This is a genomic window from Mucilaginibacter sp. (assembly GCF_965277465.1).
Classification (GTDB): Bacteria; Bacteroidota; Bacteroidia; order Sphingobacteriales; family Sphingobacteriaceae; genus Mucilaginibacter.
Window position 1 is genome coordinate 1,701,913 of sequence record NZ_CBDICW010000001.1, and the last position, 24,261, is coordinate 1,726,173.

23 protein-coding genes are annotated in these 24,261 nt (G+C 41.8%); 11 read left to right on the forward strand and 12 right to left on the reverse strand.

The genetic code is table 11. From position 1 onward, the window contains the following. Positions 1–8: 8 nt before the first annotated feature. The 3 genes from ACQY4U_RS07700 to ACQY4U_RS07710 all read left to right on the forward strand — a co-directional run bounded on the left by ACQY4U_RS07700 (position 9) and on the right by ACQY4U_RS07710 (position 3,406). Positions 9–1,565, forward strand: coding sequence for an amino acid permease (locus tag ACQY4U_RS07700; RefSeq protein WP_428328812.1), 1,557 nt, complete (start codon positions 9–11; stop codon positions 1,563–1,565). A gap of 93 nt (positions 1,566–1,658) precedes the next feature. Next, positions 1,659–2,822, forward strand: a complete 1,164-nt coding sequence (locus ACQY4U_RS07705) for an MFS transporter (RefSeq protein WP_428328813.1) — start codon at positions 1,659–1,661, stop codon at positions 2,820–2,822. 14 nt (positions 2,823–2,836) lie between these two features. Continuing rightward, entirely contained in the window at positions 2,837–3,406 is a 570-nt protein-coding gene (locus ACQY4U_RS07710; RefSeq protein ID WP_428328814.1) for a MarC family protein, read from the forward strand. A 42-nt stretch (positions 3,407–3,448) separates the two neighbouring features. On the opposite strand, the gene ACQY4U_RS07715 is transcribed toward ACQY4U_RS07710, so the two are convergent. Genes ACQY4U_RS07715 through guaA form a run of 3 tightly spaced genes read right to left on the reverse strand, consistent with a single transcriptional unit; the run spans position 3,449 to position 7,345 of the window. Then, a complete protein-coding gene (locus ACQY4U_RS07715) occupies positions 3,449–4,612 on the reverse strand; it encodes an RsmB/NOP family class I SAM-dependent RNA methyltransferase (RefSeq protein ID WP_428328815.1) in 1,164 nt (387 codons plus the stop codon). Further along, entirely contained in the window at positions 4,609–5,859 is a 1,251-nt protein-coding gene (locus ACQY4U_RS07720; RefSeq protein ID WP_428328816.1) for an ABC transporter substrate-binding protein, read from the reverse strand. The genes ACQY4U_RS07715 and ACQY4U_RS07720 overlap by 4 nt, the downstream gene beginning before the upstream one ends. Continuing rightward, positions 5,816–7,345, reverse strand: a complete 1,530-nt coding sequence (guaA, locus tag ACQY4U_RS07725) for a glutamine-hydrolyzing GMP synthase (RefSeq protein ID WP_428328817.1) — start codon at positions 7,343–7,345, stop codon at positions 5,816–5,818. The genes ACQY4U_RS07720 and guaA overlap by 44 nt, the downstream gene beginning before the upstream one ends. Positions 7,346–7,571: 226 nt before the next feature. On the opposite strand from guaA, the gene ACQY4U_RS07730 reads away from it, so the two are divergent. The 7 genes from ACQY4U_RS07730 (at position 7,572) to ACQY4U_RS07760 (ending at position 11,489) form a co-directional block, all read left to right on the forward strand. Further along, on the forward strand, positions 7,572–7,964 hold the full coding sequence (locus ACQY4U_RS07730; RefSeq protein WP_428328818.1) for a toxin-antitoxin system YwqK family antitoxin: 393 nt from the start codon (positions 7,572–7,574) through the stop codon (positions 7,962–7,964). Continuing rightward, positions 7,961–8,344, forward strand: a complete 384-nt coding sequence (locus ACQY4U_RS07735) for a VOC family protein (RefSeq protein ID WP_428328819.1) — start codon at positions 7,961–7,963, stop codon at positions 8,342–8,344. Before ACQY4U_RS07730 ends, ACQY4U_RS07735 begins: the two co-directional genes overlap by 4 nt. A gap of 7 nt (positions 8,345–8,351) precedes the next feature. After that, positions 8,352–8,885: a GNAT family N-acetyltransferase gene (locus ACQY4U_RS07740; RefSeq protein ID WP_428328820.1), complete on the forward strand. Its 534-nt coding sequence runs from the start codon at positions 8,352–8,354 to the stop codon at positions 8,883–8,885. Positions 8,886–8,990: 105 nt separating this feature from the next. After that, complete coding sequence (locus ACQY4U_RS07745; protein ID WP_428328821.1) at positions 8,991–9,833, forward strand: bifunctional helix-turn-helix domain-containing protein/methylated-DNA--[protein]-cysteine S-methyltransferase; 843 nt, start codon at positions 8,991–8,993, stop codon at positions 9,831–9,833. Between the two features lie 41 nt (positions 9,834–9,874). Next, positions 9,875–10,585 carry a 2OG-Fe(II) oxygenase gene (locus tag ACQY4U_RS07750; protein WP_428328822.1) on the forward strand — a complete coding sequence of 237 codons (711 nt, stop codon included), beginning with the start codon at positions 9,875–9,877 and terminating at the stop codon, positions 10,583–10,585. Next, a complete protein-coding gene (locus tag ACQY4U_RS07755; protein ID WP_428328823.1) occupies positions 10,582–10,845 on the forward strand; it encodes an Ada metal-binding domain-containing protein in 264 nt (87 codons plus the stop codon). The genes ACQY4U_RS07750 and ACQY4U_RS07755 overlap by 4 nt, the downstream gene beginning before the upstream one ends. A gap of 44 nt (positions 10,846–10,889) precedes the next feature. Continuing rightward, complete coding sequence (locus ACQY4U_RS07760) at positions 10,890–11,489, forward strand: tetratricopeptide repeat protein (RefSeq protein ID WP_428328824.1); 600 nt, start codon at positions 10,890–10,892, stop codon at positions 11,487–11,489. Between the two features lie 19 nt (positions 11,490–11,508). Here ACQY4U_RS07760 and ACQY4U_RS07765 read toward each other — a convergent pair whose 3' ends face one another. Next, the gene (locus tag ACQY4U_RS07765) at positions 11,509–12,618 is read right to left on the reverse strand and encodes an AI-2E family transporter (RefSeq protein WP_428328825.1); all 1,110 of its coding nucleotides are present in this window, start codon (positions 12,616–12,618) and stop codon (positions 11,509–11,511) included. A 183-nt stretch (positions 12,619–12,801) separates the two neighbouring features. Between ACQY4U_RS07765 and ACQY4U_RS07770 the strand changes: the two genes are divergently transcribed. Further along, on the forward strand, positions 12,802–12,975 hold the full coding sequence (locus tag ACQY4U_RS07770) for a DUF6496 domain-containing protein (RefSeq protein WP_428328826.1): 174 nt from the start codon (positions 12,802–12,804) through the stop codon (positions 12,973–12,975). 10 nt (positions 12,976–12,985) lie between these two features. On the opposite strand, the gene ACQY4U_RS07775 is transcribed toward ACQY4U_RS07770, so the two are convergent. The 8 genes from ACQY4U_RS07775 to ACQY4U_RS07810 form a co-directional block, all read right to left on the reverse strand. Continuing rightward, positions 12,986–13,969 carry a Gfo/Idh/MocA family protein gene (locus ACQY4U_RS07775; RefSeq protein ID WP_428328827.1) on the reverse strand — a complete coding sequence of 328 codons (984 nt, stop codon included), beginning with the start codon at positions 13,967–13,969 and terminating at the stop codon, positions 12,986–12,988. A gap of 97 nt (positions 13,970–14,066) precedes the next feature. Further along, on the reverse strand, positions 14,067–15,056 hold the full coding sequence (gene mgrA, locus ACQY4U_RS07780; RefSeq protein ID WP_428328828.1) for an L-glyceraldehyde 3-phosphate reductase: 990 nt from the start codon (positions 15,054–15,056) through the stop codon (positions 14,067–14,069). A 161-nt stretch (positions 15,057–15,217) separates the two neighbouring features. Further along, positions 15,218–16,525, reverse strand: coding sequence for a bifunctional folylpolyglutamate synthase/dihydrofolate synthase (locus ACQY4U_RS07785; protein WP_428328829.1), 1,308 nt, complete (start codon positions 16,523–16,525; stop codon positions 15,218–15,220). Between the two features lie 98 nt (positions 16,526–16,623). Continuing rightward, the gene (locus tag ACQY4U_RS07790; protein ID WP_428328830.1) at positions 16,624–18,654 is read right to left on the reverse strand and encodes a putative porin; all 2,031 of its coding nucleotides are present in this window, start codon (positions 18,652–18,654) and stop codon (positions 16,624–16,626) included. A 53-nt stretch (positions 18,655–18,707) separates the two neighbouring features. Further along, entirely contained in the window at positions 18,708–19,523 is an 816-nt protein-coding gene (locus tag ACQY4U_RS07795) for a purine-nucleoside phosphorylase (protein ID WP_428328831.1), read from the reverse strand. After that, positions 19,486–20,568, reverse strand: a complete 1,083-nt coding sequence (gene lpxK, locus ACQY4U_RS07800; protein WP_428328832.1) for a tetraacyldisaccharide 4'-kinase — start codon at positions 20,566–20,568, stop codon at positions 19,486–19,488. The genes ACQY4U_RS07795 and lpxK overlap by 38 nt, the downstream gene beginning before the upstream one ends. A gap of 78 nt (positions 20,569–20,646) precedes the next feature. Beyond that, positions 20,647–21,417 carry a Type 1 glutamine amidotransferase-like domain-containing protein gene (locus tag ACQY4U_RS07805; RefSeq protein WP_428328833.1) on the reverse strand — a complete coding sequence of 257 codons (771 nt, stop codon included), beginning with the start codon at positions 21,415–21,417 and terminating at the stop codon, positions 20,647–20,649. A 138-nt stretch (positions 21,418–21,555) separates the two neighbouring features. Further along, a complete protein-coding gene (locus ACQY4U_RS07810) occupies positions 21,556–23,985 on the reverse strand; it encodes an ABC transporter permease (RefSeq protein ID WP_428328834.1) in 2,430 nt (809 codons plus the stop codon). Positions 23,986–24,261: the final 276 nt, after the last annotated feature.

Here is a 24,261-nt window from a genome sequence, read left to right on the forward strand (position 1 = left end):
ATTTAAAAATGAAGTTATTTATTAAGAAACCGATAGAGCAGTTAATGGCTGCTTCGAAGGCGACGGAGAAAACATTAAAAAGAACTTTGGGAGTTGGTTCGCTGATAGCTTTAGGTATTGGTGCAATCATAGGTGCGGGTATTTTCGTTCGTACGGCCTCTGCCGCAGGTGAGCATGCCGGGCCTGCTGTAACCATTTCATTTTTGATAGCTGCCGCAGGTTGCGCGCTTGCAGGTTTATGCTATGCAGAGTTTGCCAGTATGATCCCTATTGCCGGATCAGCCTATACTTACTCTTATGCTACAATGGGCGAATTTATTGCCTGGATCATAGGATGGGATCTGGTACTTGAATATGCATTGGGAGCTGCAACAGTATCAATAGGATGGGCACAATATTTTAACGAGTTTTTGTACACATTTTTTAATGTGCATATTCCATTTGCGCTTTCCCACTCACCCTGGGAAGTATCAAACATGGCAACAGGTATGTACGCTGGCGAAGTAGGTTCGCACGGTATCATTAATTTACCGGCTATATTGATCCTGTTCCTGCTATCTATGTTACTGATCAGAGGTACAGCCGAATCTGCAGCGGTAAATAACGTTATTGTTATTGTTAAAGTAGCTATTGTGTTAATGATCATTGCTTTAGGCTGGCAGTTCATCAATCCTGCTAACCATACACCATATATGATCCCTGCCAACAAGGGTATCATTCAAACAAGTACTGGGCCTGTAAATTATGCCGATACCTTTAACCACGGCTGGCTGGGTGTATTAAGAGGTGCAAGTGTGGTATTCTTTGCCTTTATTGGTTTTGATGCCGTATCAACCGCTGCACAGGAAGCTAAAAACCCACAGCGTGATATGCCAAAAGGTATTTTAATATCATTGGTGTTTTGTACTATCCTTTATATCCTTTTCTCGCACGTATTAACAGGTTTGGCACCTTACACCGATTTCCTTATCAAAGGTAAAGAGGCATCTGTAACTTATGCAGTTAAAACTTTTATGCCGGGTTATGGCTGGTTAGCCAATTTGGTTACCGTAGCTATCCTTGCAGGTTTTTCATCGGTAATATTGGTGATGCTTTTAGGTCAAACCCGTGTGTTCTACACCATGAGTACTGACGGATTGATCCCTAAAGTATTTTCAAAATTACACCCTAAATACAGCACACCATACAAATCACAATGGTTATTCTTTGGTTTCGTATCATTATTTGCCGGTTTTATTCCTGACAGAATTGTAGGTGATATGGTGAGCATCGGTACCTTGTTTGCCTTCGTACTGGTATGTTTAGGTATCTTTATTTTACGTCGTACCGATCCGCATTTGGTTCGTCCGTTTAAAACGCCATTGTATAAAATAGTTTGTCCGCTTGGCGCGCTTATCTGTTTAGCCATGATAGCCAGCGAAGGTTTAGAGAACTGGGCAAGGCTTATCGGTTGGTTACTGATAGGTTTTGTGATCTATTTTGGTTACAGTATTAAACGTTCGCATGTAAGACATGGAATTGTTGAAGGCGCTAACGACCCTATTAATCCTAAATTTGTTGAATAACATTATTATTATATAAAATTTGAAAAGGTTCTGATAATTCAGAACCTTTTTTTGTTACCTTAAATTTTTAACGAGCCCAATATATCCCTGTTAATGAAAGCCGATAAAAATCTCTGGATCTTAGTATTTGTTTGCATCATTAACTCGCTGGGCTTCGGTATCATTGTGCCGGTGTTGTATACTTATGGCAAAACCTTCGGACTAACGGGCACCACTTTAGGCGTATTAACGGCATCATTTTCTATAGCGCAATTTTTTGCCACACCCATATTGGGTTCACTATCTGACAAATGGGGCCGTAAGCCTTTACTGGTGATCAGTTTGGCAGGTACCTGCATCTCCTTTTTCCTGTTTGCCGAAGCTACCAGCCTGTTCGTTTTGTTTGCAGCCCGTATACTTGATGGCTTAACGGGTGGAAACGTATCGGTAGCGCAAGCTATGGTATCTGATACGGCTACACCGCAAAACCGGGCTAAAAAGTTTGGCATATTAGGCTCGGCATTTGCATTTGGTTTTGTGATAGGGCCTGTAATAGGCGGATCATTTACGGCGCTTAGTCCGCAGGCGCCATTTTTTTTTGCGGCGGGTATTTCCCTTATCGGTACACTATGTGCCATATTCCTGTTAAAAGAAACCAACCAAACTGATAAAAAGACACGTTTAAACTACCACGGTAACTTTAAGTTTATAACGCTTATAACCACCTTAAAACGTCCTGCTGTAGGTACTGCAGTATTTATAGGGTTTTTACTCACCATGGCGCAGTTTACCATGATCATTGGTTTTCAAACTTTTAGTGTTGATATTTTAAAAATCACCCCCACACAGATCGGTTTATTTTTAGCCGGATTTGGGGTGTGCGGTATTATTATGCAATTGTGTGTGCCACTGTTCACAAAGCTCATTGCATCCAAAGCTGTTATATTAATGCTCTCAACTTTGTTGTGCTTGGCGGCTATGTTTTGCTCAGGTTTTACATCTCTGTTTATACCTTATGCCATTTGTATGTGTGTGTATGGCCTGTTCAATGGGTTGCGTAACCCCATGCTTAACGCCCTGATAGCCGACCATGTAAACCAGTCCGAACAAGGGAAAATACTGGGGATCAATCAATCGTATGCCTCAATAGGGCAAACATTAGGGCCCTTAACAGCTGGGCTTGTTATGGTAATATCAATACATAGTGTATTCTTTTTATCGTCTTTCTATATTTTAGTTGCATTTTTGTTAAGTTTCCGGTTAAAGTCAAAAGAATAATAAAACCTAAAGCCATGCATCCATTAATTTTCAGAGAGGTATTATCAGTAACCATGATCCTTTTTGCGATCATAGATATACTTGGAGCCATCCCCGTTATTATACAGCTTCGCCAAAAGGCCGGGCATATCCAGTCGGAAAAAGCGAGTATAGCCGTGTTGGTATTAATGATCGGCTTTTTATTTGTGGGCGAAGAAATGCTGGCCATTATCGGTTTGGATGTATCCTCTTTCGCTATAGCCGGTTCGCTGGTTATTTTTATTATAGCGATGGAAATGATATTGGGTGTTAATTTTTTTAAAGAGGATATGCCCGAGAGTGTTTCTATTGTGCCATTGGCCTTCCCGCTGATAGCAGGTGCAGGAACCATGACAACCCTGTTATCACTTAAAACCCAATATCAAACGCAAAATATTATTGTAGGTATTGTACTTAATACCCTGTTTGTTTACCTGGTACTAAAAAATGTACAATGGATTGAAAAACTTTTAGGTAAAACCGGACTGGCCATACTGCGTAAAGCCTTTGGTATTATACTATTAGCTATCGCGATAAAGCTTTTCAGAAGCAACACACATTTGTAGATGATTTTTTTGTAGCGGCACAATACTTTGTGTCGCTTTCACTTAGGCGCCTATCAACCTTGCCACAAACATGGTATCTGCTTTGTTTTCATAGCCCTTTAAAATCAGCTGTTGCTCTAATTTAAGGCCAAATTCTTTGGTGATAAACTTAACCATATCCTCGTTTTCGCCTTTAAAAGCTGAGCAGGTAATGTAAATAAGCGGCTTGCCGGGTTTAAGGTGTTTTACTACGTTGCGTACTATGCTTTGCTGCAAACGCTGAAAGAACTCAATTTTATGTGCATCAAACTGGCTGATCATCTCGGGGGTACGGCCCCAGGTGCCTGACCCGCTGCAAGGTGCATCCAGTAGGATTCCATCAAACTCATAATCATGAAGGATCAGGTCATTATTTTGGGTAAGATCGAGTAGTTTTTTTTGGTATTTGGTTAACCCGGTCTGCTGAAAACGTTCATCAAGGTTAGCCAATATAGATTCGCGGATGTCTGATACCACAAACTTAATGGTCGGCTCCAGGTCGTGCAGTAAAAGCGATTTACCGCCTGATGCTGCACAGGCGTCCCACCAGGCATCCCATTTATTAGGTTTATAAAGCTGCGCCGTTTGCTGCGATGAATGGTCCTGCACCTCAAACCAATGCTGGTTAGGGAACAGGGCCTCCAGGCGGGTACCGTTAGGTAACGAAAAGCAGTTATTGCCTTCGTCCTTAAAAACAACTTCGGCGTTAGCCAGGGCAACTTTTACCTGTGTTTCGCAACCCTTATGTACACGGATAAAAAGATCGGGCTGGATAAAAAATGAGCGTAGAAAAGCTTCTTTATCTATCCCTGCCGAAAGCTGGCTTGTCCACGGGAAAACATCCTCCAGCTTAAAATCCGGGTGAGTAGTTTTTACCATGCTCAACTTTTCGGTAATGCTAAAATGGATGCAGGCTGCCCATTCGGGTTTAAAATGCTGTAAAAAAGAGTTGAGCTGGGTATTGCACAAAAATTCGGCAACAAAAAGGCGCTCATCGGCAGGTACATCAGGCAATGCCCTACCCAAACGGAAATAGTTATAAACCAACCTGCTGGCAATTCGCCTGTCGGTTGATCCCATTTGTTTATTCTGACGGTAAAAGCCGGGTAAAAACTTACTTAGGGGCGTTTCTGCCGGATACTCATCCAAAATACGCTGAAACGTTTTAAGCTGGTTTATTGCCTTCATTCTACCTTTTTCAATTCAAAATTAATGTATTTATACAGGTTTACATGTGTGTTTATAAAACCAAGCCCAGTTTTTTTCTGAAACTGGAAATCATTGTGTAAACCTGTAAAGTTATTGTCGGGTATGTTTTTTAGTTTATCGGTAGCTGCTAACTGCCCGAAATACATCCCTTCGTCAAAGCCTTTAATGGCGTAAGCACTTGGTTCTATGTGGTATTCGTCGCGGTAATTGCGTGCGAAAGTTACCATATTGGCTGCCTTATAATCAATATGATCGGAGGTTGAGATAATGGTATTTAAGCGTTGCAGCAGGTCGGCCTTTAAAAAAGAAAAATTGATCCAGCTTGGATGCCCGAATACTGTAACCGGGTAACTGCTGCTCAAGCTATCCAAAGCACGCAAGGTAATGGTTAAAAAATGCTGATTAGTTGCCGGAACAATAAACACATTTTGATCTGATACAGAAAGTTGCGGAATTAGCGAGCTTAGTTGCCCGTGTATTACCGTTAAGGCAACAACCTGGATGTGTTTTTTACCTAAGCTGTCGATGGCTTTTTTAAAGGGGGTGATATAATCGTTTTCATCACTGTAACCCGATTTAAGGATAAACACCTTTTTAGGTTTTATTTTACTGCTGATATAGCGTGCAGCCGTCCATGCATGATATTCCAACGGGGGCATTACAGTAATCAGGTTAGCATTTTTAAAAGTAGCTGGTGCCGCGGGCGAAAGGGGTGATACAATGGGCTGTTTGGCATTGGCGTAAGCCCCTGTAAAAGCTTTCATATCATCAGGAAACACGGGGCCAATGATCAGATCGCTGCTGCGTACAGCAGGATTACTGCCAAGGCTATGTGCCTGTGCAACTTCGCCTTTTGAATCAAATACTTTTAGCTTAAAGTTATAACCCAGCCCGGTAAGTGAATCAAGTGCAAGCTTAAACCCACGGTAATAATCAAGCGCTATATCGGCTTCACGCAGGCTTACCGCAGTATAAGCGGCACCTTGCCTTAAATGGTCAAGGCCAAAGGGCAACAGCAGCGCTATGGCAGATACCTTTGGCGCTTCGGGTTTAACCTCTTTTAAAGGCGGAGTTTTGACAACTGATTTTTCAGTTTCTTTTTTTACAGGCTGTGTAGCTACCGGCTGCAGTTTTGGCGAACAGGCGGCAGCTACAAGCGCAATAATTAAATAGATGAACCGCCTATTCCCACTCAATGGTGGCTGGTGGTTTCGAGCTAATATCATATACTACCCGGTTAATTCCTTTTACATTGTTAATGATCTCGTTTGAGATTTTGGCAAGCAGATCATAAGGTAAATGGCACCAATCGGCTGTCATACCGTCTACCGATTCAACAGCGCGAAGGCAGATCACGTTCTCGTAAGTACGCTCATCACCCATAACACCTACCGACTGTACCGGCAAAAATATTGCACCGGCCTGCCAAACATTATCATAAACACCGGCAGTACGTAAATTGTTGATATAAATTGCATCTGCCTCTTGTAAAATAGCAACTTTTTCGGGTGTTACATCACCTAATATCCTGATAGCCAAGCCCGGACCCGGGAAAGGGTGGCGGCCTAAAATATTTGGATCAATGCCTAAAGCTTTACCAACGCGCCTAACTTCGTCCTTAAATAGGGTATTAAGCGGCTCAACAACTTTAAGTTTCATAAAATCGGGCAGTCCGCCAACGTTATGGTGTGATTTGATGGTGGCTGACGGTCCTTTTACCGATACCGACTCAATAACATCGGGGTAAATTGTTCCCTGGCCTAACCATTTAACGTCCTGTACCTCGTGTGCGGCATCGTCAAAAACTTCAATAAACACACGGCCAATTGCCTTGCGTTTTTTCTCCGGATCAGATAAGCCCTGCAATGCATCATAAAAACGTTGTTTGGCATCAATGCCCTTGATATTTAAACCCATGTGCTGGTACGAATCCAATACCGACTGGTACTCATCCTTGCGCAGTAAGCCGTTGTCAACAAATATGCAATGCAGGTTTTTGCCGATAGCATGGTGCAGCAATACCGCCGCAACCGATGAATCAACACCGCCCGACAGGCCAAGCACTACTTTATCATCGCCTAATTTTTCTTTTAGGGCGGCTATGGTAGTTTCTATAAATGAATCGGGTGTCCAGTCTTGCTGGCAACCGCAAATATCAACCAAAAAGTTTTGAAGCAATTGTTTGCCATCGGTACTGTGGGTAACCTCCGGGTGAAACTGTATGCCGTAGGTTTGCGTACCGGTAACCTGGTATGCCGCAACCTTTACCGAATCGGTACTGGCTATGATCTCAAAATTAGCGCCTATGGTGGCAATCGTATCTGCATGCGACATCCAAACCTGTGAGCCCGGGGCTATTTGCTTAAACAGAGGGTTGGTAGCATTAATGTATTGCAGGTTGGCACGTCCGTATTCGCGGGTGCTTGATGGCAATACTTCACCGCCATGAAAATGTGCCATATACTGAGCACCATAGCACACGCCTAAAATAGGCATAGTACCATGAAATTTTTCGAAATTGAAGGTTGGCGGGTTTTTCTGGCGAACAGAATAAGGACTGCCTGAAAGGATAATGCCTTTTACAGTGCTGTCAACTTCAGGAAAATTATTAAAGGGGTGGATCTCGCAGTAAATATTGAGCTCCCTGACACGGCGCGCGATAAGCTGGGTGAACTGCGAACCGAAGTCAAGAATGAGGATTTTTTCTTGCATGGGCAAAGATAGGATTTTGATACGAGATGTGGGAAAGAGATTTAAGTTTTTCTGTTGTTGAATTTACCTGCGTTTAACAAGGTCTTTTTTATTCATAAGGTTTAGGAATATTTTTATAAAAATAATATTTTAGATGTATTTATTTAAAATAAGGATCACCCTTATAACGGTACCATTAACTAAATTATCGGTATAAAATAAGTAGTAAACAATTTTGTAAAAGGAAATGGATACTAATAAACGTGATGCAAACGGCCAGCTAAAACATGGCCTGATTAAGGAATATTATAAAGATGGCTGCCTGAGTGCAATAGGCGAATATTTGCATGGCGATAAAACCGGCGAGTGGAATTATTACTTTGTTAACGGGCAGATAAAAGCAACCGGATATTATGATAAGGATCAGCTTACCGGCCTTTGGAAATGGTACCGTGAAAACGGAGATCTGATGCAAACCGGAAGCTTTGAGAATGGCGAGCGTACAGGTATTTGGGAAAGATACCATGTTGAAGGCGGTTTATTTGATTGCGGCGAGTATGTTGGAGAAAAGAAGTATGGAGAATGGAAAACTTTTGATAAAAATGGTAATTTAACCAAGACTAAAAACTACAGTTTATGAAAATAAAATTAGCAAGTGTAAGTGTTGGCAACCAGGAGAAAGCACTTCAATTTTACACCGGGGTTTTAGGTTTTGTTAAAAAGGCCGATATAACCATGGGCGAATACCGCTGGCTTACTGTAACATCGAGCGAAGAACCGGATGAGACTGAGTTAGTGCTTGAGCCTATGGCATTTCCGCCTTCGGTAGTTTATCAGCAAGCTTTATTTGCCGCCGGCATCCCGGCCACTGCATTTAAAGTGGAGGATGTTGAAAAAGAATTTGAGCGTTTACAAAAATTAGGGGTGGAGTTTAGTACTAAGCCAACCAATATGGGAATGGTTACGATTGCAAAATTCAGTGATACCTGTGGGAATCATTTACAAATTTTCCAGGTATAATTAAGCTATGCCCATCACCACAAGGCTTGCTACATTTAATGATATACCTGCGCTAAATGAACTGATTGCAAGATCAGTGCGTAGGTTAAGCACCGATTATTACACCCCTGCGCAGATTGAAAGCGCCATTAAATATATTTTTGGCATAGATACCCAGTTAGTTACCGATGGTACTTATTACATTGCCGAATTAAACGACACCATAGCCGGCTGTGGCGGTTGGAGCAAACGCAATACCCTTTACGGCGGCGATCAGCATAAAGACACAGAAGATCCGCTGCTTGATCCCGTCCATGATGCCGCAAGGATAAGGGCATTTTTTGTTAACCCCGATTTTGCAAGGCAAGGGGTAGGTAGGCATATTATAAATGTTTGCGAGGCGGCTGCAAGGGCCAATGGCTTTACAAGTTTTGAGTTAGGAGCCACCTTGCCTGGCGTTCCGCTTTATAAAGCAATGGGCTATACAGCGGTTGAAAGGATTGATGCCCCATTACCTGATGGTGAAACGCTGGGGATTGTTAAAATGAAAAAGCTATCTTAACAGTTGAGTTTTTATATATTTTAATGGCGAGGGAATTTTAGCAAGTTCCGGGTTTTACAGGGGCTTAATGCAGGGTACATTTGTTCTGTAAATTATGCAAACATCATGAACACACAACAAAACATCAACTACCAGCGCATTGCCGAAGCCATAAATTATATAAAACTTAATTTTAAAGATCAGCCTAACCTTGATGAGGTGGCCGAAAAGGTAAACCTAAGCCCCTTCCACTTTCAGCGTTTATTTACTGATTGGGCGGGTATCAGTCCTAAAAAGTTTTTGCAATACCTGAGCCTTGATTACGCAAAAGGTATTTTGAAGGATAAGCAGGCCACACTGTTTGATACCGCCTTTAAAACAGGCCTTTCCGGAACCGGACGCCTGCACGATCTGTTTATGAATATTGAAGGGATGACCCCGGCCGAATATAAAAACGGTGGCAGGGAACTGGCCATTAATTATAGTTTTGCCGAAAGTCCCTTTGGGGATATAATAGTGGCATCAACGCCTAAAGGTATTTGTTATATGGCCTTTGCCGATGCCCGGGAAGAAGCATTCAATAACTTACAGGCACAATTCCCTAATGCAAGCTACACCCAAATGGTTGATGTGCAGCAGCAGAATGCGCTTTTTATTTTTACAAAGGATTGGTCGCAATTATCAAACATCAAGCTGCATTTAAAAGGGACTGATTTCCAGTTAAAGGTATGGGAAGCTTTGTTAAATATCCCAATGGGCGGTTTGTATACTTATTCGTCATTAGCGGCTGCCATCAGCAGGCCAACAGCCAGCAGGGCGGTGGGCAGTGCCGTTGGCGATAACCCTGTCGCTTTTTTGATTCCCTGCCACCGGGTTATTAAAGCCACCGGTGAGTTTGGGCAATATCACTGGGGCGCAACCCGTAAATCGGCCATTATTGGCTGGGAAGCTGCTAAAGTAAACCTATAATAATTCTGAAACCTCTTTATCAGGAGGGAAACACACAAATAATGATGAATATAGATCAAAGGATCGGCCAGTTAAACTGGGATGATATTACCGAAGGTATGCACCAAAATGGCTTTGCCTGCGTCCCTGATATTTTGCCCGGGATAGAATGTGACAGACTGATAGCTAATTATAATAACCCGGCGCTGTACCGCAAAACAATTATGATGGAACGCTACCGGTTTGGTATGGGCGAATACAAGTATTTTCAATACCCATTGCCTGATGTGATACAGCAGCTAAGGGAAACCATGTACCCAAAACTGGCTGCTATTGCCAACAGCTGGATGAGGGTTTTAAATATAGAAAAGCAGTTTCCGGATAGCCTTGCCGGCTTAATAGAACTTTGTAAAGCAAATAATCAGTATAAACCAACACCATTGCTATTAAATTATGGCATTGGCGGCTATAATACCCTGCACCAGGATCTGTATGGCGATATTTATTTCCCTATGCAATTGGTGCTGTTTTTAAATGCGCCGGAGGTTGATTACCAGGGTGGCGAATTTGTTTTGGTTGAGCAGCGGCCAAGGGCTCAGTCTAAAGCTGTGGTATTAAAACCGAGCAAAGGCGATATGTTGATATTTACTACCAATTTCAGGCCTGTAAAGGGTAGCAAAGGTTATTACAGGGTAAATATGAAGCATGGGGTTAGTGAAGTTAAAGCAGGCAACAGGCATACAGCAGGTGTCATTTTTCATGATGCTTTATGATAGGCCATACTTCATTAGGCAATAATCCGTTTAAGCGCAGCAGGCAATTAAAAATACGGATTAATAACGGCGAAATAGTTTTAGGCGGTAATAGTAAGCTTAAGATCTATGGTACATTGGATTGCCGGTCGGGGAAAAGGATGAAGGTGGAGAACCGGGTTTTCTTTAGTTCTGAAACCGTGGCTATACAGGCAGGATACCGGCCTTGTGCACATTGCATGCGGGCAAAATATATAGAATGGAAATTTGTAAGCCAATGAGCTATATTAGCTTCAGGTTTTTATATTTGAACAACTCATCAGTTATGCTAAAAAAAACATTATTATTAAGTATTATCATTTTTACAGGTATGCTTGCCAATGCGCAAACTGCCGATCCGGTTTATGACCAATACCTTGATTTTAACCTGGCACGTTTTCAGAACGAGGGGCCAGACAAAATCTTGGAACTTGGTGAAAAGCTGCTGCCGGTTGCGGATAAGCTGCCTGAAAAAGCGCGTGCTAACTTTTATTTTTCTATCGGTAAGACCTATGAGGATACTGGCAAACCCGATAAAGCGATAATCTATTACGAAAAAGTTGCTGCAGCCATCCCTAATTATTATGTGGTACACCGGGCGCTGGGTTATTTATACCTGGATAAAGCCCGGCAGATAGAAACCAAACTCAATGCAGCGGCTACTAACGCGGCTTTAAACAAACAGTTAACGGTAGCCTATACCGATGAGGTTAAAAAAGCGTTGCCCCATTTAGAAAAGGCCCAGGCCTGCGATCCAAGCGACGAAACACTTGCCATTATAAAAATACTCCACAAAAATATAAAAGATACCGATGGGCTAAATTCACTTGACGATAGGTTGAAAATGCTTGGAAAAAATTGTATTGATATATTAGGCGATAATTAGGATCACCCTAAATCTGTGATCAGGTTTTATCCGCCACAGATGGTTTCATCTTTTTCATGGTCGATTTTTTCTCTTCGGTACCGCTGCCTAATAAAAAGCCCCATGGTTTAAGTGTTTCAACCCTGTCAAAAATTATTTTTAATATGGCTAATATCGGGATAGATAAGAACATACCCGATAACCCCCAGATCATTTCGCCCATAACAATTCCTAAAAAAGTAATCAGCGCATTCAGTTTTACTTTGGAGCCAACTATGGTAGGCAGCAAAAAGTTTGAATCAATTGCATGTAGTGCCAAAACACTTACCGCTACTTTTATAGCATCGGCTATATTGCCCGTTGCAAATGTTATCAGTGTGCTTAATAGCAGTGCCGTAAAAATACCCAAGTAGGGGATCAGGTTAAAAAGGGCAACAATTATACCCAGCAGTACTGCATACTTAATGCCGATAAACAAAAATGCCATGCATGCAAGGCAGGCAACTACAAACATTTCTAATAGTAAACCAAGTATATACTGCCTTAATATGGTTTGAATATTTTCAACAATATCATACACAATGGCCGAATATTCATCACTAAAAACCCATACGATAAAGCGTATTAGCAAGCTCCTGTATAATAAAATGAAAAACGTAAATATCAGGATAAAGGAATAAAACAGCATCAGCGATGAGATAGCCCCGAAGGTTGTGCCCAATACATTACTGCCCTGTGCTAATATTTTTTGCTGGGTACTGTGTATATAACTCATTTGTTTGGTGGCATTGATATGGAAAGCCTGCTGCACCCATTGTGACAGGTTATCGAGCGATTGGCCTACCTGGCTCTTTAACATGGGCCAGTCATTTGCCAGGTTTGATATTTGGGAACCTACTAGGTAAAGAATACCCCCGATAAAGGCTATCAATAAAAGTATGGAAGTAAGCGACGATAAGGAGCGCGGTAATCTTAATTTTTTCTCTAAAAAATTAGCAATTGGCAGTAATAGTATGGCAAATAAAAGTCCGAAAATTAAAGGATCAAGAAATTCTTTACCAAGTATAACAAGGTAGCCAAGGGCTATTAGGCCAACAAGTACTAATGAAAGTTTTTCGTAAAATGGATGGGAAGTATTTTTTACCGGCATATAGAGTGTAATATCATAGTTTGAGATATGAACACAGTTTTTATTTATTAGTTTGAAGATAACAATAATCGGGCGATATTTTTTTTAAATATAAATAGTAATACCTGAACGGTTCTCTTTTTGGGATTTATGTTTGGCAACAATTTTGCTTTACCTGGTTATCATTTATCTAAATAAAATATCATGGCAAAGTATTCAGAAAAAGCGCAGGAAAAGGTACACGAAACCCTGCACGAAATGAAAGAAGATGAACTAAAAAGCGGCAGCGGTAAAAAAGTAACCAGCAAAAAGCAGGCTATTGCCATTGGTTTATCAGAGGCGCGCAAAGCAGGTGCAAAGGTGCCGAAGGAAAAATAGCGCTCAACCGTTAAGCCTGTTTCGCTGTAAAAGCATCCATTATATCCATTAAAACAATGGCTTCCGCTATGGAGCATGGATTAGGGCCTTCATTATTAAAATAGGCAACTATCTTTTCTATCATAGGTTGCTGGATATGTTCAGGGTGTACAAAATTAATGGTCTGTTCATCCTCATCAGTTTTCCAATGAATATAATTGCCAAAAAATGGAAAGGTGATCTTCCCTTTTGTGCCGATGATCTCGCAGGTATCAGTGGTTTGGTTTTCGGCAACGTTGAAACACCAGGAGCCGTTTACCACAATATTATTTTTAAATAATATCTGCCCGCTCACATGGTCGTCGGCCGGTGTAGCGCCTGATTGATTCAGTGAGAAGCCATTGTATTTTACAGGCTCGCCAAAGTAATACAGCATCAGGTCGAGCTGGTGGGGGGCAAGGTCGTGGAAGTAGCCACCGCCTGAAAGCTCTGGTTGTACACGCCAATTGTCAGCAACATTGGCAACAAGTACAGGCTTGCGGCTTTGCCACATACGGATCTGTACGGTGCGCACATCGCCAATTATAGTATCGGCCAGTAATTGTTTAACCTTTAAAAACATAGGTACTGCCCTGCGGTAATGGGCCACCGTAAGTTTTTGACCGGGATGTTGCTTAAGCGCTTCGGCAATCTGCCGGGCCTCGGCAGCATTACGGGTAACCGGTTTTTCTATATAAACATTAAAACCCTTATTAAGGGCTGCAAGGGCATAATCCTTATGCGATGAAGGTGGGGTGGCAATATAAATGGCGTTAACAGCCGGGTTATTCATCAACTCATCAGCATCGTTATACCATTGGCTTACATGGTGCCGTTGTGCATAATCGGCAGCCTTGGCGGCATCACGGCGCATTACTGCAATAAGGGCGCTATTAGCAACTTTTGCAAATGCTGGTCCGCTCTTTTTTTCAGTTACATCACCACAGCCAATAATTCCCCAGTTTATAACGCCCATATTATATTTGAAAAAGGGTGTCCTATTGAAAATTAAAAAAGTAGGCAGACCTCAGCCCTTATTCCAATATTCAAAATGACACCCTGTATTTAATTTATTACTTTAATATCACCTCTATCTGAGCCAATTCATCGGCCGAGAATACTATATTATCCAGGCATTTTAATGAGTCGGCTAATTGCTCGGCACGGCTTGCACCAATCAATACAGAGGTAACGCGGCTGTCTTTCAGCAACCAGGCTAATGCCATTTGTGCTAAGGTTTGCCCTCGTTGTATAGCAATATCGTTTAATTTTTTTATCTGGCTGATCCTTGCTTCGGTAACCTGGCTTTCCTGTAAAAAACCGGTTGATTTAGCTGCCCTTGAATCGGCAGGGATACCGTGCAGGTATTTATTGGTCAATAAACCTTGTGCTAATGGCGAAAAGGGAATACAACCCACACCATCTTTTTCAAGTACATCTAACAAACCACCTTCGGCCCAACGCTCAAACATTGAATATTTTGGCTGGTGGATAAGGCATGGCGTACCCAGTTTTTTTAATATAGCAATTGCTTTATCAGCTTCTTCGGCAGGATAATTAGAGATCCCGGCGTATAAGGCCTTTCCCTGGCGAACGATCAGGTCCAGCGCACCCATTGTTTCTTCTAAGGGAGTTTCAGGATCTGGCCTGTGGTGATAAAATATATCTACATAATCCAGTCCCATCCTAATCAAACTCTGGTCAAGGCTCGATACCAGGTATTTTTTTGATCCCCAGTCGCCATAAGGGCCAGCCCACATGGTATAACCAGCCTTGCTCGATATGATCATTTCATCGCGGTAACCACGAAAATCCTCCTTCAAAATTCGGCCAAAATTCTCTTCCGCTGATCCCGGAGGCGGCCCGTAGTTATTGGCCAGATCAAAATGGGTAATACCGCTGTCAAAAGCCAGATGTAAAATTTTGCGGTAGTTTTCGGTTACATCTACATGGCCAAAGTTATGCCACAGGCCCAGCGAAACAGCCGGGAGCTTAATACCGCTTTTTCCGCAGCGGCGGTATTGCATTTTTTCGTATCGGTTTTCTGCTGGTACGTAAGTCATAAAAATTGAGAGAGGTGATTGATTTTGCCTCAATCAAAATTAAACGAATTAATGAATTAACAGAATTTTTATTGAACCGCGATGCAAAAACATTGCGCATGCTTTTACCAGCTATATATTGGCAAAATGCTTTTGTATTGTGAAAATAAGATTCGATAAGATTAAACCACCTCTGCCACTACAAAGGTACTGCCACCAGCAAAAACCAGGTCGTTTTCTGCCGCGGCATTTTGGGCCGCCTGCAGGGCTAATTTAACGGAGCTGTATGTGTTTCCCTTTAATCCGAAGCTTGCGGCATTTTCCTGTAATGTTTCTGCTGCTAAGCCACGCGGAATATCGGGCCGGCAAAAATAGTAAGTAGCATCAGTAGGCAGCATTTTAAGAATTTTGCTGATGTCCTTATCATTCACCACACCTAATACAAAGTGTAAATGAGCATAAGCTACACCTGCAATGTTTTGCAATACCTCCTGTATCCCTTCGGGGTTATGCCCGGTATCGCAAATAGTTAAGGGGTGCTGGCTCAAAACTTCCCAGCGGCCATGTAAACCGGTTAATGTTTTAACCTGACTAAGGGCTGTTTTTAAATGCTCATCGGTAATTATAAATCCCTGTAAACGCAATTCGTCAACAGCGCATAGCACTGTTTTTATATTTTTAAGTTGATAAGTTCCGGTAAGGTCCAGTTTAAAATACCGGGTTTGGTCGTCATCTTGGCAACTGATCTTTATATCAATAAATTCATTAACGCCCGATTGCTGGCTGATCACTTCGGCCTTTAACTCAGATGCAAAAGTTATAGGGGCGTTTTCTTTGGTTGCTTTATCTATAAATACAGCGGCTACCTCATCCTGGTACTCACCAATAATAACCGGGATATTTGGTTTGATGATGCCTGCTTTTTCGGCAGCTATCAGTTGCAGGGTATCGCCCAGAATATTCATGTGATCCCAACCGATGTTGGTGATAAGTGAAAGGAGCGGGGTAATGATATTGGTTGAATCAAGCCTGCCGCCTAACCCTACTTCAATAATGGCAATATCTACCTTTTCCTTAGCAAATAAATCAAATGCCAAACCAACGGTCATTTCAAAAAAAGATGGTTGGATGTCGTCAAAATCGCTGCGGTGTTGGGCTACAAAATCAATTACCTTTTGCTCGCTCATCATTTGCCCGTTGATGCGGATACGTTCGCGAAAATCTTTTAAATGCGGGGAGGTATATAGCCCTGTTTTGTAACCCGCTGTTTGTAAAACTGCTGCCAGCATGTGCGATGTTGAACCTTTACCATTGGTGCCCCCAACATGCACGCTTTTAAATTTATGCTGCGGATTATCCAAGCGGGCACACAGCTCTATCGTGTTATTCAGATCAGCTTTATAGGCTGATTGCCCAACCCGTGTAAATAATGGAAGCTGTGTATATAGGTATTGGATGGTTTCCTGGTAGTTCATTTCGCGGAGCAGCATATAGTCAATGATCTATAAGCCGGGCCAAAGTTAATTCAATCTTTTTTATGATTAAATAAAATGGATGTAATTTTAGTTAAGAGGGTATTCGCCAAATATTAATTATAGAATGACCATGATACCCCGAATTTTAACAAATGATCCATCTGCGGGTAACGATTAACGGTATAATATCCTTTGCTAAACAAGCCCTGGTTGGCATAATCATACATCACAAAAATATTAGTGCGCTGCAGGGTGGCCTTTAAAAATACCGTAGCAATCGGGTATGATGAAAAGGTAACATTTTGCCCGTTATAAAACTGCCCTAAACCGGTAGCATACGATGGCGCCACGTATTGCGAATTGTATCGCACATCAACCCCGATGTTTGAATATAGTACCCTGAATAAAAGGGCTTTGTAGTAAAGGCTGCTATAATTATATAATTCCGGGGTGCGTAAGGTAGCCTGGTAATCTGTTTTTTGGTATACGATATAGTTATCAAAGTGCCACCTGCGCCAGGCCAGGCTTTTGCCAAAGCTTATCTTCAATAAATTAATATCCGATCCTAATTGTGCCGGGTGAGCATCCGTGCCATTAGTTTGTGCTGTAAAGTACAGGTAGTCGCTTATTAAAAAGTATTCGGCCTTCAGGTCGAGTTTTAAAAGCGGGTTCACATAATAAAACGACAGGCTGTTTGTTTTTTGATTGCTGAACTTATTGTGAAAAATATAATGGTTGGATATCCAGTCAGTATAAGCTAAAGGTGCCGAACTGCTTTGTGTATAGCCCTCCAAAACTACCCGGCCTACCTTGTTACCGCCCGATAGGGTAAGCTTGGCGTCGTACAAAAAGTCGCCAAAATCACGGCCTTGTACAATTTGATTCACATTGGCATCAAGCAACAACTTATCGCTAAAGCGGTAGCTTAATTTCCCCTTAAGGGTTATATCCTGAAACGAATTAGTCTGAACTTTTTGGGGCTGAACAAGCTTGTTACCGTATTGGTTAAGTACCGTATCGCTCACGTATTGATTGTACTGGTAATAATCCTGTGTTAGGCCAACATCCAGCTTTAATTCGTTTTTTATTGATTTGCTGCGCAGATAAAAACTGTAGGAAAAATCATTTTGCAGGTGATGTACGGTAAGCGAATCACGCGACCGGTTTGAGCTGTAATAATAATCAGGGAATACGTTGTAAGGGTCGGTGGTGTTTTGCAGGTACTCGTATTTACGGGTATCGTAATTAAAGGTATAGGCTACCCTTTGCGTAGGCAAAACCTTGCCTGCTCCCTTTAGCAGGCTATCAATATGCCCTATATAATAAAACTGTTTAATGTAAAAGCTGTTACCTTTCCATACCTCGTATGATGCAGGTAAACGTACCGCTTCGCTGGTTTTATCCAACGACCCGGTAACATAAATAGAGTCGTTACGGATAGAGCCTGTTTCGGGTGCTTTTATATTATTATAAATCAGGTTGGTTAATAAATTATACCGCTTGCTTTTTGATTCGTACCAGGCAAAGCCACCAACATTTACATCGCTCACATTTTGCTGCAGGATGGAGTTGGTACTATAAAAACCTCTGGAACCCATGAAATTTAAGTTGAAGCCTATATTTAACCGCGGGTTTACATTTTGGGTATGCAGCACCTTTAAAATTTGTTCCTTTATACCACCCGTAACAAACGAAAGCTGTGTGAGTGCTACCCTTGCCCTGTAATATTTTATATCCTGCGGGGTTAGCATGTAGGCATCAAGGGTGTGCAGGCCTGCATCAAAACCAATGGTTTTTGAAGGTTCAAACAACAGGCTTCTCTCGGCAGTACCTGTATAGCCTAAACTGATCTTGGGGCTGCGCGGCTGCAAAAGGGGGCTATAGTTTTCAAAGTTATATAAGCCGGTATCTAAAGGGAATAATTGGGTACTGTCCCTTAACCAGCTTTCCTTGGTGTACTTTATGAATTTTGAGCTGAATACTACTGTATCTTTCTTTTTCTCAAGCTTTTTACGCAGCGAATCCAGTTCCTGATCTCCGGTCAGCACCTTTTGTGATCCCCTGCCGGTGGTATCGCGCAGGTTTAAGCGCTGCCCTTGTTGCCCCGGGTAGCCTGTGGTAGTTGAAATTTGCGCAAAAGCCATCTGCGTACACACACAGATTAGCAGGATGAATATATATTTTAAATTATCAGGCATTAAAAACCAGCTATCAATTCTTTAAGTATCAGTGTCATTTTTGGTTCTGCTTCGTAGGCTACTGCCAATATCTCTTCAACCGATACCGGGCTTAACACTTCGGGGAAGCCCTCATCTGTTAATACTGATATGGCAAAAACGGTCAGGTCCATATGCCTTGCTACAATAACTTCGGGCACGGTGCTCATCCCAACAGCATCGCCACCTATTATCCGCAGGTAATTATACTCTGCTTTGGTTTCTAAATTCGGGCCTGTAACAGCAACATAAACTCCCTTATGGCAGGTAATATTGTTTGCCTTTGCAATATCTAATGCTTTATTAATCAGGGTACGTTTGTAAGGCTCGCTCATATCCGGAAAACGCGGGCCAAGCTCCGTATCATTCCTGCCAACGAGCGGGTTTGCCGGTTGTAAATTGATATGATCTGCGATCACCATCAGATCGCCTTTTTTAAAGGCCGGATTTAAGGAACCACTTGCATTTGATACCAGCAGCGTTTTAATACCCAGCATTTTCATCACCCTAACCGGGAAGGTGATCTGTTGCATGTTATAACCTTCGTAATAATGCAAACGGCCCTGCATGGCAACAACCTTTACACCAGCCAGTGTACCAAATATCAGTTTACCAGAGTGAAACTCCAGAGTAGAGATCGGAAAATCAGGGATGTTAGCATACATCAGTTGTTTTTCAACCTCAATTTCATTAACCAGGCCGCCTAATCCGGTGCCTAATATAATACCTACTTCGGGTTCAAAATCGCCAATGCGGCTTTTAATGTATGCTGTTGTTCTTTGTATGCTCTCTAACATAATCAGTAATTAGTTGGTTAAACTGCTGCCCGCTATTATTTAAAAACTCCACGCTTATGGGTATCACAAATACGGGGAGCTGCTCATGAGCCGGCAAGGCTGATTTAAACCAGGATTCTTCTAAACGCTGCGCATCCTTTTCTGTTGTAATAATTATTTTTTTTTGTGATGGGTGGGCGGCATATTCAGCAGCAAGTTTAGTGATATTTTTTAAGGTAAAGGAGTGATGATCTGGATAATTATGATGAATTATATGCGGCGTTTGTTTGCCCAAATGCAATAATAATGGTTTTGGGTTTGCAATACCCGTTAATAAAAATACGGTTGTTTGCTGGTCAATATGTATTTCAACAGGCCTGTCTTTTAAATCCTGCAAAGGCTGGTAAGCTATCGCCGTAAAAAATAATTGCTGATAGGGCAGGGGTTTTATTTTTTGGGCCAGCACATTTTTTTCAGCATCAGTAAGTGTTAGCGGGCATTTTGATATGATGATGATCTGCGCACGCCAGCGGCCGCTAAAAGGCTCACGATAATTACCAGCGGGTAATACAATATGCGGCTTATTTATACTGGTATAATCAAACAACAAAATGCTGAGGCCGGGTTCAACAGCGCGGTGCTGATAGGCATCATCCATCAGGATCAGGTTATGATTTTGCATCAGCTGCCTTATCCCAACAACCCTTTGCTCACATACAGCAATGGCAACATCCGGAAATTTATGTTTGAATTGCGAAGGCTCATCACCAATTTGTGATGACAAGCTGCCCCCCGTTTCCAAATCAGCAAGAACGAAGCCTTTTGTTTGGCGGCCATAACCACGACTTAACGTAGCCAGTTTATAATCATTTTTTAGCAGGCGGATAAGATACTCCGTCATGGGGCTTTTGCCTGCACCGCCAACCTCCAAATTACCTACAGAAATAATGGGGATACTAAACAGGCTGCTTTTAAATAACCCGGCATCATAAAACCAGTTGCGGATAATTACAATTAGTGCATAGATAAGTGAAAAAGGAAATAATAGCCAGCGCAGGTACTTCATAGTTTGCTGCAAAGATATGAAAACGCGGTTAGTCAATTGAGTATCGACGTAAAAGAAGCTGTTGCCTTTAGCCTGGTACTATTTCAATATCTCTGTTACCGGTAATAGCTTTTCATCAACCTTGCCATCAATTACTGATACATAGTAAGTATTGCTTTTATCATCTATAGCTACTGATTTGATGTACTTTTCGTTTTCAAATACTATCCCGGCCAGGTCATCAATGGCATAGCCCGGTGATAGTTTACCCTTTAAAATATTTTCGAAATATAGGGGTTTGCGCAAGGGCTCGCTGTGGTAGTGCGGACAATGGCTGGTTGGGATAAAAGCCAACCCCTGTACTATTGATAAATCCTTGGGTCTTGAGTCTGTTGTGCCACCCTGAAACCAGCATAGTGAACCTGCACTGCCGCCTGTTAATACAATCCCTTTGTTGTAGGCTTTTCTTAATACGGTGTCAATGCCCTGGGCTTTCCAAATTGCCATCATATTTAAGGTATTGCCACCGCCCACAACTATGGCATCCATGCCTAACAGGTTTTCTTCAAATGTTTTTTTATCGGTGTACGATGCCACGTATACCCTTTGTACATAAGGGCGCATTGGCAAACCTTCGCAGGCTGCATACCATGCTGCTATATAGTTGGCATTATCGCCGGTTGCTGTCGGCATAAAACAGATCTTCGGGTTCTCTTTTTTGGTGAGTGCAATCACATAACGCATAAACTGATTGGTATAATTACCCCCATAAGCAAAAATTGTACGGGTTGGTGCCGTGTTTTTACTGGTTTGTGCAAATCCCGAAAAACAAATAATAGCCAACAGGGCTACAAAGCAGGTTCTTTTCAAAATGAGTGATTTAGTGATTATAAAATGCGGATATATAAAAGCCCGGTAACAAGGATAATAAAAATCGACCTAAAAATAAAATGTCCCGCCCAATCATTTTTAAAAGTGATTAGCCGGGACAATGTAATTTTAAAATACTTAATCTGCTTTTAAACTCTTTACAGGGTTCATCAGCGCTGCTTTAACAGCCTGAAAACTCACAGTGAACAGGGCAATTACCATAGATAATAAGCCTGCAAGTGCAAACATCCACCAGCTAAGCGGTATTCGGTATGCAAAAGCCTGCAGCCATTTACTCATGCCGTACCAGGCAATTGGCGTTGCAATTACAAAGGAGATTACAACAAGGATGATGAAATCCTTAGATAGCAGCTGCACTATGCCCGATACACTTGAACCCAGTACCTTACGGATCCCGATCTCTTTGCTGCGCTGCTCGGCGCTGAAGGCTGCCAAACCAAATAAGCCAAGGCACGAAATGATGATAGCCACCAGCGTAAATGAGTTGATGATCTGCGAGAGAACAATTTCGGTATCGTATTGCTTTTGCACTTCTGAATCAAGGAACGAATATTCGAACGGCACAGCAGGCAGGTCTTTTTGCCAGATATTCTGGATCTGACTTAAAAGTGTTTTATAGTTTTTACTGTTAACCGAAACAATCATGTTCGACAGATCGGTTGGATCAGTGGTGTAAACCAGCATAAACGGCCTCACATCATCGTGCAGGGAGTTATAATTAAAATCTTTCATAACGCCAGCAACAGTAACAAATGTTTCCGGATTTGGCTGGTAATGGGTATATAACCTGGTACCCGGTGCTGTTTGCGGGTTAAGGTTTAAGCGCTTGGCCATCGTCTGATTGATCAGTACCTTGTTAGAGTCGCCAGGCATAAAATCACGGCCGCTTATTATTTTAATGCCCGATGCCTTTACAAAATATTGATCGGTGGCTATGTTTTGCGCATCTACGGCGGTTTCCATATTACCTCCCGGCGCATAAACGCCGTGGTCGTGCAGGATCATCTGGCTGATGTAATTATCGGCACTGCTTACCGCTTTAATATCTGCCAACTGCCTTAGGTCGGTTGCAAAGGCGGCCATTTTGTTTTGGGTGTCGCTGGTATAAAAACTGAAGATCAATTTCTGGTCTTTCTCAAAACCAAGATCCTTGTTCTTGATATAATTAAGCTGACTATAGATGATAATGATACCGGTTATCATCACAATTGATAGCACGAACTGAAATACCACTAATGATTTACGGATGCCAGCTGCTGAAATATGGCTGTTAAAGTTGCCCTTTATTACTTTTATAGCCTCAAAGCCCGAAAGGTAAAAGGCAGGATAACTCCCTGCAACTACGCCGGTAACTAATATTAAACTTGCCAGCATCAGCCAAAGCCTGTAATCGCTAAAAAATGAAAGCTGAATGTTGGTACTGGTAATTTGATTGAGCAGCGGCATTAGTGCCCATAATAATGGCAGCGCTATTATTACCCCTATAAATGCCAGTAAGAAAGATTCACCTAAAAACTGTTTGATAAGGTCGTACTTCCCGGCGCCTATAACTTTTCTTACGCCCACCTCTTTAGCGCGTTTTGATGCACGGGCGGTTGAAAGATTCATAAAGTTGATGCAGGCAATCACCTGTATCATTACGGCTATCAGTATCAGGATATATAAAAAAGAGGGGCTAAGTGTTTTGGTAAATTCATTATCATAACCTGGTGAAATATGGATACTGGTTATTGGTTGCAGGTGGATCTGTTTACTCATCCCGATCTCTTTCATCTGCGCTGCGCCGTACTTGTTTAAAAATCCCGGGAACTTTTTATCCATTTGAGCCACATTGGCATCGGGTCTTAGTTTTACATAGCTGTAAGTAAAGTTATTGCCTGCCCATGAATTATTTTTGCGGACAAACTCGCCAATGCCACCGCTATTCATGGTAATAAACATATTGGCGTGGATATGTGATTTACCAAGACTTTCATCAACTACACCCGTTACCTTAAAATCGTGCTTTCCGTAGGCATCATTAATGGAGATCACTTTATTCACCGGGTCATCATTACCAAAAAGCTTATCAGCTGTAGCTTTGATCAACACAACAGAATATGGTTCGGTTAAGGCATTGGTAGCCGTACCTTTTACAAAGTGGTAGGTAAATACATTAAAAAAGGTAGAATCGGTGTAAACAGCATTCTTCTCGTAAAATGATTGTTCTTTATAACGTAACAGGTGTTGTTTGGCACCTAATTTTTCGGTGGGTAAAACCCTTACAAATTGTAGTACCTCGGCAAAGTCACTTTTCATTGCCGGGGCAATAGGTGGCGATGTTGAAGCCATATCATGCTTATCGCCGGTTAAATTTAGCTGGGTGTTTACCCGGTAAATATTGGCAACATCCTTATGCTGTTTATCATAACTATATTGATCCTGTACATATAGTAAAATATAAATACAGCACAACGTACCGGTAGCTAAGCCAAAAATATTGATAAAGCTGAACGTTTTATTCTTCAGCAAAAAGCGGAAGGCGGTTTTGATGTAGCTTTTTAACATAATCGTTTATAAATTAACGTGATAAAGGGTTCTATTTTTAATTAGCTGCAATAACTCATTAAAATAGAAGCATATGTTAATTGTATCGGCTAAGAAAATGCCAAACCATTAAATAGTTGATTAACAAATAATTACATTAAAAACAAGCAGGTTGATTTGTCCGGTTTTGATACAGTAAATGTTCGGTTATGGTAGGAGTTGGGCCCGTTTTTACAGGACTTTAATAAAGATAACATAACGCCGTAGGTATGCCACTTATTGAATATATATAAACGC

Bases quoted from the DNA above. Each gene is read 5' to 3' on its own strand.
- ACQY4U_RS07735 (WP_428328819.1), top strand. From the start codon at position 7,961: ATGAAAATAAAATTAGCAAGTGTAAGTGTTGGCAACCAGGAGAAAGCA.
- ACQY4U_RS07790 (WP_428328830.1), bottom strand. From the start codon at position 18,654: ATGGCTTTTGCGCAAATTTCAACTACCACAGGCTACCCGGGGCAACAA.
- mgrA (WP_428328828.1), bottom strand. From the start codon at position 15,056: ATGACTTACGTACCAGCAGAAAACCGATACGAAAAAATGCAATACCGC.
- ACQY4U_RS07705 (WP_428328813.1), top strand. From the start codon at position 1,659: ATGAAAGCCGATAAAAATCTCTGGATCTTAGTATTTGTTTGCATCATT.
- ACQY4U_RS07740 (WP_428328820.1), top strand. From the start codon at position 8,352: ATGCCCATCACCACAAGGCTTGCTACATTTAATGATATACCTGCGCTA.
- ACQY4U_RS07710 (WP_428328814.1), top strand. From the start codon at position 2,837: ATGCATCCATTAATTTTCAGAGAGGTATTATCAGTAACCATGATCCTT.
- ACQY4U_RS07810 (WP_428328834.1), bottom strand. From the start codon at position 23,985: ATGTTAAAAAGCTACATCAAAACCGCCTTCCGCTTTTTGCTGAAGAAT.
- ACQY4U_RS07745 (WP_428328821.1), top strand. From the start codon at position 8,991: ATGAACACACAACAAAACATCAACTACCAGCGCATTGCCGAAGCCATA.
- guaA (WP_428328817.1), bottom strand. From the start codon at position 7,345: ATGCAAGAAAAAATCCTCATTCTTGACTTCGGTTCGCAGTTCACCCAG.
- ACQY4U_RS07755 (WP_428328823.1), top strand. From the start codon at position 10,582: ATGATAGGCCATACTTCATTAGGCAATAATCCGTTTAAGCGCAGCAGG.
- ACQY4U_RS07765 (WP_428328825.1), bottom strand. From the start codon at position 12,618: ATGCCGGTAAAAAATACTTCCCATCCATTTTACGAAAAACTTTCATTA.
- ACQY4U_RS07700 (WP_428328812.1), top strand. From the start codon at position 9: ATGAAGTTATTTATTAAGAAACCGATAGAGCAGTTAATGGCTGCTTCG.
- ACQY4U_RS07730 (WP_428328818.1), top strand. From the start codon at position 7,572: ATGGATACTAATAAACGTGATGCAAACGGCCAGCTAAAACATGGCCTG.
- ACQY4U_RS07750 (WP_428328822.1), top strand. From the start codon at position 9,875: ATGATGAATATAGATCAAAGGATCGGCCAGTTAAACTGGGATGATATT.
- lpxK (WP_428328832.1), bottom strand. From the start codon at position 20,568: ATGAAGTACCTGCGCTGGCTATTATTTCCTTTTTCACTTATCTATGCA.
- ACQY4U_RS07770 (WP_428328826.1), top strand. From the start codon at position 12,802: ATGGCAAAGTATTCAGAAAAAGCGCAGGAAAAGGTACACGAAACCCTG.
- ACQY4U_RS07795 (WP_428328831.1), bottom strand. From the start codon at position 19,523: ATGTTAGAGAGCATACAAAGAACAACAGCATACATTAAAAGCCGCATT.
- ACQY4U_RS07715 (WP_428328815.1), bottom strand. From the start codon at position 4,612: ATGAAGGCAATAAACCAGCTTAAAACGTTTCAGCGTATTTTGGATGAG.
- ACQY4U_RS07720 (WP_428328816.1), bottom strand. From the start codon at position 5,859: ATGATATTAGCTCGAAACCACCAGCCACCATTGAGTGGGAATAGGCGG.
- ACQY4U_RS07760 (WP_428328824.1), top strand. From the start codon at position 10,890: ATGCTAAAAAAAACATTATTATTAAGTATTATCATTTTTACAGGTATG.
- ACQY4U_RS07775 (WP_428328827.1), bottom strand. From the start codon at position 13,969: ATGGGCGTTATAAACTGGGGAATTATTGGCTGTGGTGATGTAACTGAA.
- ACQY4U_RS07785 (WP_428328829.1), bottom strand. From the start codon at position 16,525: ATGCTGCTCCGCGAAATGAACTACCAGGAAACCATCCAATACCTATAT.